General features: G+C 73.5%; 12 protein-coding genes. 8 read left to right on the top strand and 4 right to left on the bottom strand.

The features are described 5' to 3' along the window. From ACYVG5_RS17670 to ligA, 3 genes are all read left to right on the top strand, one after another. Positions 1–647, top strand: a 647-nt coding sequence (locus ACYVG5_RS17670; protein ID WP_460683404.1) for an HNH endonuclease signature motif containing protein, incomplete at its 5' end; no start/stop codon positions are given. Positions 648–829: 182 nt separating this feature from the next. Continuing rightward, positions 830–1,393: a hypothetical protein gene (locus tag ACYVG5_RS17665; RefSeq protein ID WP_222049207.1), complete on the top strand. Its 564-nt coding sequence runs from the start codon at positions 830–832 to the stop codon at positions 1,391–1,393. A gap of 742 nt (positions 1,394–2,135) precedes the next feature. Beyond that, positions 2,136–4,301 (top strand): NAD-dependent DNA ligase LigA, encoded by a 2,166-nt coding sequence (gene ligA / locus ACYVG5_RS17660; protein ID WP_222049208.1) that lies wholly within the window; start codon positions 2,136–2,138, stop codon positions 4,299–4,301. Here ligA and ACYVG5_RS17655 read toward each other — a convergent pair. Then, on the bottom strand, positions 4,298–4,963 hold the full coding sequence (locus ACYVG5_RS17655) for an ACT domain-containing protein (protein WP_222049209.1): 666 nt from the start codon (positions 4,961–4,963) through the stop codon (positions 4,298–4,300). The two genes, ligA and ACYVG5_RS17655, sit on opposite strands and share 4 nt — an antisense overlap. 210 nt (positions 4,964–5,173) lie before the next feature. Between ACYVG5_RS17655 and gatC the strand changes: the two genes are divergently transcribed. Genes gatC through gatB form a run of 4 tightly spaced genes read left to right on the top strand, consistent with a single transcriptional unit; the run spans position 5,174 to position 8,728 of the window. Beyond that, positions 5,174–5,473: an Asp-tRNA(Asn)/Glu-tRNA(Gln) amidotransferase subunit GatC gene (gene gatC, locus ACYVG5_RS17650; protein WP_222049210.1), complete on the top strand. Its 300-nt coding sequence runs from the start codon at positions 5,174–5,176 to the stop codon at positions 5,471–5,473. Further along, positions 5,470–7,023, top strand: a complete 1,554-nt coding sequence (gatA, locus tag ACYVG5_RS17645; protein ID WP_460683403.1) for an Asp-tRNA(Asn)/Glu-tRNA(Gln) amidotransferase subunit GatA — start codon at positions 5,470–5,472, stop codon at positions 7,021–7,023. The genes gatC and gatA overlap by 4 nt, the downstream gene beginning before the upstream one ends. A gap of 8 nt (positions 7,024–7,031) precedes the next feature. After that, positions 7,032–7,229: a hypothetical protein gene (locus ACYVG5_RS17640; RefSeq protein WP_460683402.1), complete on the top strand. Its 198-nt coding sequence runs from the start codon at positions 7,032–7,034 to the stop codon at positions 7,227–7,229. Then, positions 7,226–8,728, top strand: coding sequence for an Asp-tRNA(Asn)/Glu-tRNA(Gln) amidotransferase subunit GatB (gene gatB, locus ACYVG5_RS17635; RefSeq protein ID WP_460683401.1), 1,503 nt, complete (start codon positions 7,226–7,228; stop codon positions 8,726–8,728). Before ACYVG5_RS17640 ends, gatB begins: the two co-directional genes overlap by 4 nt. A 141-nt stretch (positions 8,729–8,869) precedes the next feature. Here gatB and ACYVG5_RS17630 read toward each other — a convergent pair whose 3' ends face one another. Further along, a complete protein-coding gene (locus tag ACYVG5_RS17630; RefSeq protein WP_222049213.1) occupies positions 8,870–10,030 on the bottom strand; it encodes a PQQ-dependent sugar dehydrogenase in 1,161 nt (386 codons plus the stop codon). Between the two features lie 43 nt (positions 10,031–10,073). Here ACYVG5_RS17630 and ACYVG5_RS17625 point away from each other — a divergent pair, with 43 nt between their 5' ends. Further along, entirely contained in the window at positions 10,074–11,033 is a 960-nt protein-coding gene (locus ACYVG5_RS17625) for a 2-hydroxyacid dehydrogenase (RefSeq protein WP_222049214.1), read from the top strand. Between the two features lie 90 nt (positions 11,034–11,123). Here the strand turns inward: ACYVG5_RS17625 and argG are convergent, their stop codons facing one another. Beyond that, on the bottom strand, positions 11,124–12,572 hold the full coding sequence (gene argG, locus ACYVG5_RS17620; RefSeq protein ID WP_222049215.1) for an argininosuccinate synthase: 1,449 nt from the start codon (positions 12,570–12,572) through the stop codon (positions 11,124–11,126). Between the two features lie 56 nt (positions 12,573–12,628). Next, positions 12,629–13,036 (bottom strand): PH domain-containing protein, encoded by a 408-nt coding sequence (locus tag ACYVG5_RS17615; protein WP_222049216.1) that lies wholly within the window; start codon positions 13,034–13,036, stop codon positions 12,629–12,631. Positions 13,037–13,072: the final 36 nt, after the last annotated feature.

Below are 13,072 nucleotides of genomic sequence, written 5' to 3'. Positions count from 1 at the left end.
TTACCGGCCGGTTCGACCTCGACGCGGTGGGTGGGGAGAAGGTGCAGGCGGCGATCGAGTCGATCGTGCAGGCCGACCGGCCCAAGGGCGATGACCGAACCCGCGCGCAGCAGCACGCCGACGCGCTCGTCCAGCTGTGTGACAACCAGCTGGCGTCGGGGAACCTGCCGTTCCTGCGGACGGTGAAGCCGCATGTGGTCCTCAACCTCGACGTCGATGACTTCGCCGACCCGGCCACCGGTGCCGGCGCTGCGGCCACCGGCTTCGGAGCGTGCATCTCCGCCGAGCGGGCCCGGTGGCTGGCCTGCGACGGCAGCATCTCCCGGATCGTGATGGGCCCGGAGGGGGTGCCGCTTGATCTGGGGCGCGATCACCGCGTGGTCACACCGGGGCTTCGCAAGGCGGTCGTGCGGCGGGACGGGACCTGCGTGTTCGCCGGCTGTGGAGCACCGCACTGGTGGTGCGACGTGCACCATCTCCTGCACTGGCTGTTCGGCGGCGAGACCAACTTGGAGAACTCCGGCCTCTTGTGCGAACGGCACCACACCAAGGTCCACCACGGGTTCCGGGTCGAACGACCACCCGACGGCCGATGGCGCACGTATCGCCCGGATGGATCCGAGATCGTCATCGGCCCAAGGATCTAGCGACCTGCTCGCCGGGTGCCCGGCCGCCAATGCTCGCCCTGCGGCTGCCGCGCGGGCAGCGACCTTGGGTGTCCCTGAGCGGCCCACTATGGGACAGGGGCGGGGGTGCGCGGCGCGGCCTCCTGCGCCGCTGCGACAGTCCGCTGACGGAGGCGACAGCGTCCGCGGCGCAGACTGGTCTCGTGAAGCATGAGGCGTTGCGGCGGATCGCGGACCTGCTCGGGGAGCGCAATCGAATTGACGGCGAGATCGCCGCGCTTATCCAGCGACCGATGACGTCCGGCCACCTGGGGGAGTGGATCGCTGGTGAGATCTTCGATATCGCACTCGAGAAGTCCGCGTCGGCGGCCGCGTTGGACGGCTACTTCCGCTCCGGTCCACTCCAGCGGCGATCGGTCAACGTGAAGTGGTACCTGCGGCGAGAGGGCATCCTCGACCTGACGTCACCGGCGATGCCGGACGACTACCTCGTGATGACTGGTCCGGCTAGCGCGGCGATGAGTTCACATGGCGGAACGCGGCCATGGCGCATCGACAGCGTCTACCTCTTCGATGCCACGGGACTGCGGGACAACCTGCTCGCGCGCGGCAGACAGATTGGCACGGCGTCGAGCGTTCGCACCGAACTGTGGGCGCAAGCTGAGATTTATCCGAAGCCGGTCAACTTTCGGTGGGTCCTCACTGAAGACCAGGTTGAAGCGCTGAAGTCGTTCGCGCCGGCCGAGCCACCATCGCCTGCCCCATAGCGAGCGGCGACGGGTCGGTCGACTCGGGCTGTCGCCTCCTTCGCCACGGCGGGGACTGCGTCGGTGACTTGGAGGTCAGGTGCCACTGCCCATGGCACAGGGGACAGAGGTAAGCGCCCGTCGGCGCCTTTCGTCGGCGTTCACGACTCCACCGCTGGATGGCCCTCAACGCGACCAGTGCAGCGGGTCGGGACGGATAACGCTTCTTGATGCAGCCCGGCATCGCGGTGCATCCCTCGATGCAGGGTGCTCGGCCGGCTCACATCCAGCCCGGCACCGTAGCGCCACGCCTGAGAGCGGGCGGCCGTGTCACTCCCGACGGAGCGCTTGAGCAGAGCCTAGAGTGCGGCGTCCGGGGCTGCGTCCCTGAAGCCGCCTGCAGGGCAAAAAACACCGCCGGGCGGACTCGATGTCCTCGCCGTCCCAGCTCGGGTCGAGAACTCGTGCAACGGCGTCGGCATCCGGGTGGAGCCGCTGTTGGAGGCAATGCCCGTGCGCGAGGAACTGTTGCTCGCGCTGCGATGCCTCCGCCTTATGCCCGCGGGAGAGACGATGGCGGCGTAGGGGTCGAGAGCGCCACCTTCGGCTTCTCCCCGCAGAACGCGCACCTGACCGGCGTCACCGCGGCCGCAGCCTCCCGCCAGGCAGTCCACGGGCGGGCGGGGCAGGCCCGGACGCGCCCGCGGGCTGACCGCGGCTCGCAGCGCGGGTCGTCGTCGTAGCCGCCGGTTACGGTTCGCTGGTGAGCACCGAGGCAGAGGTGGAGCAGCAGGCCAACCAGCCGTCGGTGGCCGCGGCCGTCGACCGGGAGGACCTCACCCAGGTCCCCGACGAGGCCCGCACCGGGCACCGCGACCTGGCCGAGGAGCTGGACCGGTATGCCTTCGCCTACTACGTGCAGGACGCGCCGCTGGTCAGCGACGGCCAGTACGACGAGCTGATGGGCCGGCTGAAGGTACTCGAGGCGGCCCACCCCGCGCTGGTCACCCCCGACTCGCCCAGCCAGAAGGTCAACGGCGGCTTCGGCGCCACCTTCGCCCCGGTCACGCACCTGGAGCGGATGCAGAGCCTGGACAACGCCTTCTCCTCCGACGAGCTCTCCGCCTGGGCCGCCCGCGCCGACCGGGACGGCGCCGCCGGTGCCGGCTACCTCTGCGAGCTCAAGGTCGACGGCCTGGCCATCGACCTGGTCTACGAGCGCGGCCGGCTGGTCCGCGCCGCCACCCGCGGCGACGGCGTCACCGGCGAGGACGTCACCGCCAACGTCCGCACCATGGCCGACGTCCCCCAGCAGCTGACCGGCGACGACGTCCCCGACCTGGTCGAGGTGCGCGGCGAGGTCTACTTCCCGGTCACCGCCTTCGCCGACGTCAACGCCGCCCAGGTCGAGGCGGGCAAGGCGCCCTTCGCCAACCCCCGCAACGCCGCCGCCGGCTCGCTGCGCCAGAAGGACCCGAAGGTCACCGCCACCCGGCCGCTGCGGTTGGTCGTGCACGGCGTCGGCGCCCGCCGGGGCTTCGAGCCCGAGCGCCAGTCGGCGGCCTATGCGCAGCTGGCCGCTCTCGGCCTGCCGGTGAGCACCCGCTACGAGGTGGTTCCCGACCTCGAGGCGGTGTGGGCCTACATCGAGCGCTACCGCGAGCAGCGGCACTCCGTCGAGCACGAGATCGACGGCGTCGTGGTCAAGATCGACCAGGTCGCGCTGCAGCGCCGGCTCGGGTCGACCAGCCGCGCCCCCCGCTGGGCGATCGCCTTCAAGTACCCGCCGGAGGAGGCGACCACCAAGCTGCACGACATCCGGGTCAACGTCGGGCGCACCGGCCGGGTCACGCCCTTCGCCTACATGGAGCCGGTCAAGGTCGCCGGCTCCACCGTGCAGCTCGCCACCCTGCACAACGCCAGCGAGGTCAAGCGCAAGGGCGTGCTCATCGGCGACACCGTCGTCATCCGCAAGGCCGGCGACGTCATCCCCGAGGTGCTCGGCCCGGTCGTGGCGGCGCGCACCGGCGACGAGCGCGAGTTCGTGTTCCCCACGCACTGCCCCGAGTGCGGCACCGAACTGCGCCCGGAGAAGGAGGGCGACGCCGACATCCGCTGCCCCAACGCCCGGTCCTGCCCCGCGCAACTGCGGGAGCGGGTCTTCCACGTCGCCGGCCGCGGCGCCTTCGACATCGAGGTGCTCGGCTACGAGGCTGCGGTCGCCCTGCTGTCCTCGCACCTGCTGGAGGACGAGGGCGACGTCTTCTCTCTCGACGCCGAGGCGCTGCAGCATGCGTCGTTCTTCACCAAGAAGGACGGCACCCTGTCGGCCAACGGGCAGAAGCTGCTCGCCAACCTGCAGACCCGCAAGGACGTCCCGCTGTGGCGGGTGCTGGTCGGGCTGTCCATCCGGCACGTCGGCCCGACGGCCGCCCAGGCGCTGGCCCGCGAGTTCCGCTCCATCGACCGGCTGAGGGCCGCCACTGAGGAGGAGCTGGCCGCCGCCGAGGGCGTCGGCCCCACCATCGCCGCCGCCGTCCGCGACTGGTTCGCCGTCGACTGGCACCTCGGCGTGGTCGAGAAGTGGCGGCAGGCCGGCGTCCGGATGGCCGATGCCGAGTCCGATACCGGCCCCGGTCCGCTCACCGGCGTCACCGTCGTGGTCACCGGGTCGCTGCGCGATCTCAGCCGCGACCAGGCGATCGCCGCCATCCAGCAACGCGGCGGCAAGGTCACCGGCTCGGTGTCGAAGAAGACCGGCTTCGTCGTGGTCGGCGCCGACCCGGGCAGCAAGTACGACAAGGCGGTTGCGGTCAAGGCGCCGATCCTGGACGACGACGGGTTCGCCGTGCTGCTGGAACAGGGGCCTGATGCCGCCCGCGAGGTCGCCACCATCGGCGACGGTTCGGATGGGACCGCGAAGAGCTAGGCGGGTGGCAGCCGGCCGACGGTGGCGGCGATCCCGGTGAGATGGGCGAACCGCAGCAGCTCCGACCGGCGGAACGCCGGACCGCCCGAGCGGCCCACCACCACCGCCGTGCCCGCGTCGTCCAGCGGTGAGGCCATCATCTCCACGGCCAGCTCCCGCCACCGCTCCGGCACCCACTCGGCGTCGCTGGGCAGCAGCAGGGGAGAGGCCAGCGGCAGCCAGGGCAGCGCCACCCCGTCGAAGGTCGGCGCGGCGTCGGACGTGGCCAGCACGCCGGCCCCGCCGGTTCCCTTCGGGGCCAGCACGGTCGCCCAGCCGCTGTGGAACACCCGGGGCAGCTCGGCCGCCAGCAGCTTCGCGGTGCCGGCCCCGGCCCGGGCGAGCGCCTCCAGCAGCACCAGCTCGCGGTGGGTGTCCAGCGGCCCGGCGTAGGGCCGCAACGACTCCACCCGCACGTCGGGCACCGTCATCACGGCCGTGATCAGGCTGTCCGCGACCCGGTCGGGCGGCAGCTCCACCACCACGTCGTCGACGGCGACACCACCGCCGCGCTCGAGGACGTCCACGGACACGATGTCGATGCCGGCGCCACCGAGCGCGGTGGCGACCGCGCCGAGGATGCCGGGCCGGTCGGGGACGACCAGCCGCAAGAGGTAGGACACGGTTCCCTCCGGGGTGCCGTCCTGTGCCTGGCCCCGGGAGTCCGGGGTGCGGGGCGATCGCCGTCGATCGGGGGTCAGCTTCCCGCATCGAGGGCCTCCGTGGCCAACCCCGGGCGCGTCGCGGGCCGTTCCGGCCCCCGTAGAGTGGCTGGTCGTGGAGCGCACTGGAGACCGGTCCGACCGGCAGACGGAATGGGGTCCGAGCGCAGCATGAGCAACCTCTCCCGCACGGACGTCGAGCACCTGGCGCGGCTGGCCCGCCTGGCGGTGACCGACGAGGAGCTCGACGTCTTCGCCGGGCAGCTCGACGTCGTCCTCGGCGCCGTCGCCCGGGTCGGCGAGGCGGCCGTCGCCGACGTCCCCCCGACCTCGCACGTCGTTCCGCTGACCAACGTCTTCCGCCCGGACGTCGTCACGCCGAGCCTGCCCCGCGACCAGGTGCTGGCCGGCGCCCCGGCAGCCGAGGACGACCGGTTCCGCGTGCCGCGGATCCTGCAGGAGGAAGCGTGAGCACCCCCGGAGCGATGAGCACCGATCTGACGACGCTCGACGTCGCCGCTCTGCAGTCGGCGCTGTCGACCGGCGAGGTGAGCGCGGTGGAGGTCACCCGCGCCCACCTGGACCGGATCGCCGCCGACGACGCCCGGCTGGGCGCCTACCTGCACGTCGATCCCGATGCCGCGCTGGCCGCGGCCGCCGAGGTGGACCGCGCGCGGGCCGCCGGCGGCGAGCTCGGCCCGCTGGCCGGCATCCCGGTCGCGCTCAAGGACGTGGTGGTCACCGAGGGCGTGCCCACCACCAGTGGCTCGAAGATCCTCGAGGGCTGGCGCCCGCCCTACGACGCCACCGTCGCCGGGCGGCTCAAGGCGGCCGGCACGGTGCTGCTGGGCAAGACCAACATGGACGAGTTCGCGATGGGCTCCTCCACCGAGAACTCCGCCTACCGCCCGACCCGCAACCCCTGGGACCTCGACCGGATCCCCGGCGGCTCCTCCGGTGGCTCCAGCGCGGCGGTCGCCGGGCACCTGGCGCCCTGGGCGATCGGCACCGACACCGGCGGCTCGATCCGCCAGCCGGCGGCGGTCACCGGGCTGGTCGGCCACAAGCCCACCTACGGCTCGGTCTCCCGGTACGGGCTGATCGCGTTCTCCTCCAGCCTCGACCAGGCCGGCCCGATGGCCCGCACGGTGCTCGACGCGGCGCTGCTGCACGAGGCGATCGGCGGTCACGACCCGCGCGACTCGACCAGCATCGACGCGCCACTTCCCGGGTTGGTCGCGGCGGCCCGCCAGGGCGCCCGCGGCGACCTGTCCGGGCTGAAGGTCGGCGTGGTCACCGAGCTCGGCGGCGACGGGCACCAGGAGGGCTACGGCGCCGGCGTGCTGGAGCGCGTCGCGGCGGCGGTCGCGCTGCTCACCGAGCTGGGGGCGGAGGTCCGGCCGGTGTCCTGCCCGTCCTTCGACCTGGCGCTGGCGGCCTACTACCTCATCGCGCCCAGCGAGGCATCGTCCAACCTGGCCCGCTTCGACGGCGTCCGGTTCGGCCTGCGGGTCGGTGACGACGGCAGCGCCGACCTCGACGAGGTGATGGCGCTCACCCGGGAGCAGGGCTTCGGCCCGGAGGTCAAGCGGCGCATCATCCTGGGCACCTACGCGCTGTCCAGCGGCTACTACGAGGCCTACTACGGGCAGGCGCAGAAGGTGCGCACGCTGATCACGCGCGACTTCACGGCCGCCTACGGCGGTGCCGACGGCGGGGGTGTCGACGTGCTGGTCAGCCCCACCAGCCCGACGGTGGCCTGGCCGATCGGTGCCCGGGTCGACGACCCGATCGCCATGTACGCCGCCGACCTCTGCACCCTGCCGGCCAGCCTGGCCGGCGTGCCGGCCATCTCGGTGCCCTGCGGGCTGTCCGAGGGGCTGCCTGTCGGCCTGCAGGTGATGGCGCCCGCGCTGGCCGACGACCGGTGCTACCGGGTCGCCGCCGCGCTGGAGGCCGCGCAGGACGCCGCCCGCGGCCACCGGTTGCTCGACGAGCTCCCCACTCCGGCCGCGGCATGAACGGCGCGATGAAGGCCGCCTGGGGCCTCACCGTCTTCGTCATCGTCGCCGGCGCCGTCCTCTGGGCGGTCACCGGCCGGAACGTGTTCGCCGTCTTCATCGTCCTGGGCGTGCTCACCGGGGTCGGCGCATGGTTCACCGGCCGCATCGCCCCGCCGCCGTCGCGCCCCGGCCCGGACCCCACCTCGGAGGGACACACCCCGTGACGACTGATCGGCTCGTCGAGTTCGACGAGGTCACCACCCGCTACGAGCCGGTGATCGGGCTGGAGACCCACGTCGAGCTGGGCACCGCCTCGAAGATGTTCTGCGGCTGCTCGACCACCTTCGGTGCGGAGCCCAACACCCAGACCTGCCCGGTCTGCCTCGGGTTGCCGGGCTCGCTGCCGGTGGCCAATGAGGCTGCAGTCGCCGCGACGATCCAGATCGGCCTGGCGCTGGGCTCGGAGATCGCGCCGTGGTGCCGCTTCGCGCGCAAGAACTACTTCTACCCCGACATCCCCAAGGGCTTCCAGACCAGCCAGTACGACGAGCCGCTGTGCGTCGGCGGGCACCTGGACGTCGAGGTCGACGGCGAGACGTACCGGGTGGAGATCGAGCGCGTGCACCTGGAGGAGGACACCGGCAAGAACCTGCACGTCGGTGGCGCCACCGGGCGCATCCACGGCGCCGACCACTCGCTGGTCGACTACAACCGCGCCGGCATCCCGCTGGTCGAGATCGTCACCCGGCCCGTCCCGGGCGCCGGGGCCAGGGCCCCCGAGGTGGCCCGCGCCTACGTCACCGAGCTGCGCGAGATCGTCCAGGCCCTCGGCGTCTCCGACGTGCGGATGGAGCAGGGCAGCCTGCGCTGCGACGTCAACATCTCGCTCAACCCGGCCGGCGCCGCCGAGTGGGGCACCCGCACCGAGACGAAGAACGTGAACTCGCTGCGCTCGGTCGAGCGCGCGGTGCGTTACGAGATGCGCCGGCAGGCCGCCCGGCTGGACGACGGCGGGCGCATCGTGCAGGAGACCCGGCACTTCCACGAGGACACCGGCTCCACCTCCGCCGGGCGCAGCAAGGAGGAGGCCACCGACTACCGGTACTTCCCCGAGCCCGACCTGGTGCCGATCGCCGCCGATGCCGACTGGATTGCCGGGCTGAAGGCCGGGCTGCCCGAGCTGCCGGCCGCCCGCCGGTCCCGGCTGCAGCAGGAGTGGGGCATCTCCGGCAACGAGATGACCTGGCTGGCCAACGCCGGCGCCCTGGGCCTGGTGGAGGAGACCGTCGCCGCGGGGGCGAGCCCCACCGACGCCCGCAAGTGGTGGCTGGGTGACCTCGCCCGGCGCGCCAACGAGGCCGGCAGCGAGCTCGCCGAGCTGGCCGTGACCCCGGCGCAGGTCGCCGAGCTGGCCGGGTTGATCGCCGAGGGCACGATCAACGACAAGCTGGCCCGGCAGGTGCTCGACCGGGTGCTCGCCGGCGAGGGCGACCCGGCGAAGGTCGTCGAGGCCCAGGGCCTGGCGGTGCTGGGCGAGTCCGACGAGCTGGTCGCCGCCGTCGAGGCGGCGATCGCCGGCGCCCCCGACGTGGTGGCGAAGGTGCAGAGCGGCAAGGTGCAGGCGCTCGGCGCGCTGGTCGGGGCGGTCATGAAGACGACGCGCGGCAAGGCCGACGCCGCCACGGTGCGCCGGATGCTGGAGGAGCGCGTCCACACGTCCTGAGCCGACCGGCTCCTCCGACGCCCATCGGCCCCGTCGCAGGGGCCCGGCCCGAGCGGAGCGAGGACCGGGGGCGACGGTCAGGCCCCGCTGCAGGGACCCGCTACGAGCTTGCGAGTGGCGGGGGGCAGCGGGGTCCTTTCTCTACAGCGGGGAGTCGGCGTCCGAAGACGGCGGTAGCACCCGCAGCACCCGGTCGTCGTCGTCCGCCGGGGTGCCCGCGCCGTCCTCGTTGGACGTGGTGATCCACAGCGCCCCGGCCGGGTCGATCACCACGGTGCGCAGCCGGCCGTACTGGCCGGTGAGGAAGCCCTCGGGCTCCGCGACCGGGTCGCGCCGACCGTCGAGCTCGACCACCAGCACCTGCTCGCCGGTGCGCGCGCCGAGGAACACGTAGGGCCCGGAGACGGCGCAGCCACCCAGCCCCGCCTCGGCCTCGGGCACCTCCAGCACCGGCGACCGCCCGCCCGGGCCGTGGTCGCCGCCGGCGGCGAGGGCGTCGAACTCATCCGGGCCGGTGGCCAGGTCGTCGGTGGCGTACAGCTGCTCGTCGCCGCCCACGCAGAGGGCGGTGACGTCGGTGTGCCCGCGGGTGAACACCGGGCCGTCGCCGACCGGCTGGCCGAAGACGTCGATGGCCAGCACCTTGCCGGCCAGGGACGCCGGGTCGGCGGCGAGCGCCGGGTTCCCGGTGTCGCCGGTGCCCACGTACAGCGTCCCGTCGGGGCCGAACACCAGCCCCCCACCGTTGCGCACCTCGCCCCGGGGGATGCCGGTGAGCACCGGGTTCGGCGTGCCACCGAGCGGGAACCGGACCACCCGGTTGTCGGTCGGGGTGCTCAGGTAGGCGTAGAGCAGCCCGTCCTGGAGAAAGGTCGGCGAGAGGGCCAGCCCCAGCAGGCCGCCCTCGCCGGTGGTGTCCACCCCGGGCAGGGTCATCAGCTCGCGGGCGGGGGAGCGGTCGGGGAAGACCTGCAGCAGCCGGCCGGTCTCCCGTTCCCCGACCACCGCCGTCCCGTCGGGCAGCACGACCAGGCCGGTGGGGACGGTCAGGTCGGTGGCCACCACGTTGGGGTCGCCACCGGGCCCCGGGTTGCTGCCCGGCTCGGCCGGGTCGCCCGGCGCGGGCGCCGGTGCCGTGCCCGAGGGTGGGGCGACCTGGGGCGGTGGTCCCTCCGGGCGGTCGCGGAACGGTCCGGCGGGCTGGTAGCCGCTCGAGCATCCGGCGGCCAGCAGGCAGCCGGCCAGCGCCGGGGCCAGCCATGCCCGGCGCGCACCCGCCCGCCCCGTCGTCCGCCTGCCCACCCCGGCCACAGTACGTGCGGCCGGGCCCCTAGGGTCGGGACCCGTGCCCGAACCGCGGACGGCCCCGACCCTGGCCCTCAGCCCTGATCAGCAGCTGCACGTGCTGGTGCCGTCCGAGGCGTTCGCCGCGGCCGCGCGGGCCGTGTCCCCGCGCATCCGCGCGCACGTGGCCGACCCGCAGGCCGGTCCGGTGACCGGGCAGGCCGCGCAGGCCCAGGTCTGGGTGCCGCCGGGCCCCGGCGTGCCGGACAACGGCTTCCTGGAGAGCCTGCCGCAGCTGCGGCTGGTGCAGCTGGTCAGCGCCGGCGCCGACGCCCATGTCGGGCGGCTGCCCGAGGGCCTGCTGCTGTGCAACGCCCGCGGCGCGCACACCGCCGCCACCGCCGAGTGGGTGGTGGCGGCGACGCTCGCCGCCCAGCGCGGGCTGCCGTCCTTCGTCCGCGAGCAGGACGCCGGCCGGTGGTCCCAGGGGGTGCACGCCTCGCTGGTCGGGGCCCGGGTGCTCGTCGTCGGCGCCGGCGACATCGGGCGCGCGGTCGGGCGGATGCTGGGCGAGTTCGACGTCGAGCTGACCTACGTGGCCCGCACCCCGCGGAACGGCGTCCACGGCGTCGACGAGCTGCCCGCCCTGCTGCCGCACGCCGACGTGGTCGTCCTGATCGTCCCGGTCACGGCGGAGACCAGGGGTCTGGTCGATGCGGGCTTCCTCGCCGCGATGCCCGACGGCGCGCTGCTGGTCAACGCCGCCCGGGGGGTCGTCGTCGACACCGCCGCGCTGCTGGCCGAGCTGACCGCCGGCCGGCTGCGGGCCGCCCTGGACGTGACCGACCCCGAGCCGCTCCCCGAAGGGCACCCGCTGTGGTCGGCGCCCGGGCTGTTGCTCACCCCGCACGTCGGTGGCCTGGTGCCGCAGAGCGGCGACCGGGCCGTGCGGGCGGTCACCGACCAGCTGGCGCGGATCGTCGCCGGGGAGCCGCTGCGGAACGTGGTCGCCGACTACTAGAGAGCCTCACCTCTGGGGGCCTGTGGTGGCCGGGATGGCCCCGTCCCGAGGCTCGTCCCGAGCTTGCGAGGGATGAGGAGGACGGGGTCCTTAATCGGTGCCGGACTCCATCGCGGCCCGGTCGAGCAGCTCGTCGTGGGCGGAGACCCGGCCGCGGGAGGCGATCGCCTCGGCCCCACCCTGCTGCGTCGCGTCGATCAGCCCGGTGGAGGCCGCCTGGGCGGCGCCGATGGACGTCGGGGTGGACCCGCCGACCATGCCCATCCGGGCGTACTGCTCCAGCTTCGCGCGGGAGTCGGCGATGTCCAGGTTGCGCATGGTGAGCTGGCCGATCCGGTCCACTGGCCCGAAGGCGGAGTCCTGGGTGCGCTCCATGGAGAGCTTGTCGGGGTGGTAGCTGAACGCCGGCCCGGCGGTGTCGAGCAGTGAGTAGTCCTCGCCGCGCCGCAGTCGCAGCGTCACCTCGCCGCTGACGGCCATGCCGACCCAGCGCTGCAGCGACTCGCGCAGCATCATCGCCTGGGGGTCCAGCCAGCGGCCCTCGTACATCAGCCGGCCCAGCCGCCGGCCCTCGCTGTGGTAGGTGGCCAGGGTGTCCTCGTTGTGGATCGCGTTGACCAGCCGCTCGTAGGCGGCGTGCAGCAGGGCCATTCCCGGCGCCTCGTAGATACCGCGGCTCTTGGCCTCGATGATGCGGTTCTCGATCTGGTCGGACATGCCCAGGCCGTGCCGGCCGCCGATGGCGTTGGCCGCCAGCACCAGGTCGACGGCCGAGTCGAACTCCGTGCCGTTGATCGTCACCGGCCGCCCGTACTCGAAGCCGACCGTGACGTCCTCGGCCGGGATCTCCACCTCGGGGTCCCAGAACCGGACGCCCATGATGGGCTGGACCATCTCGATGCTGGCGTCCAGGTGCTCCAGCGCCTTCGCCTCGTGGGTGGCGCCCCAGATGTTGGCGTCGGTGGAGTAGGCCTTCTCGGCGCTGTCCCGGTAGGGCAGCCCGTGGGCCACCAGCCACTCCGACATCTCCTTGCGCCCGCCGAGCTCGGTGACGAAGTCGGCGTCCAGCCACGGCTTGTAGATCCGCAGCGCGGGGTTGGCCAGCAGGCCGTAGCGGTAGAACCGCTCGATGTCGTTGCCCTTGTAGGTGGAGCCGTCGCCCCAGATCTGGACGCCGTCCTCGAGCATCGCGCGCACCAGCAGCGTCCCGGTGACCGCCCGCCCGAGCGGGGTGGTGTTGAAGTAGCTGCGACCACCGGACCGGATGTGGAACGCCCCGCAGGTCAGGGCTGCGAGGCCCTCCTCGACGAGAGCGTCCCGGCAGTCGACGAGCCGGGCGACCTCCGCGCCGTACGTCGTGGCGCGGCCGGGTACCGAGCCGATGTCGGGCTCGTCGGCCTGGCCGATGTCGGCGGTGTAGGTGCACGGCACGGCCCCCTTGTCGCGCATCCACGCGACCGCCACCGAGGTGTCGAGGCCGCCGGAGAAGGCGATCCCGACGCGTTCGCCTACGGGCAGGGACGTGAGCACCTTGGACACGTCGAGAAGTATGCACACCAGTGCATGATCATGCAAAGCGACGGCTGTCCAGGTCTCTAGGGCGCCACCGGGGCCGGGATCCGTCCACCGGAGGCGGCCGACAGCGCCGGGAGGTCGCGCAGCCGGACCACCGGCAGCCGTACCTCGGTCGCGCCGGTGGTCACCAGCCACAGGTCTCCCCGGGAACCGATCCGGATGCCGGCCACCTCGGGCCAGGGCACGTGCCGCCGGCCCACCAGCGAGCGCACCGTGACGCCGGCACCCGGCTCGCCGGCGGCGTCGGCGTCGGGGGTGCTCCCGGCCACGTCCACCCCGACCCGGAGCACCCAGGCGGCGACGAGGACGGGCAGCAGCAGGAGAACCACGGCCCACGGTGCGGCCGTGGCGGCCGGCAGGACGCAGAGCAGCAGCAGGGCGGTGGGCAGGAGTGCGGTCCGGCTCATCCGGAAGCGAGCGACAGGCACGTCTCCAGATGATCCCAGGCCTGCCGCCGGGGGCCC

The organism is Modestobacter lapidis (genome assembly GCF_054780755.1).
This window is presented reverse-complemented; position numbering and strand designations above follow the sequence as displayed.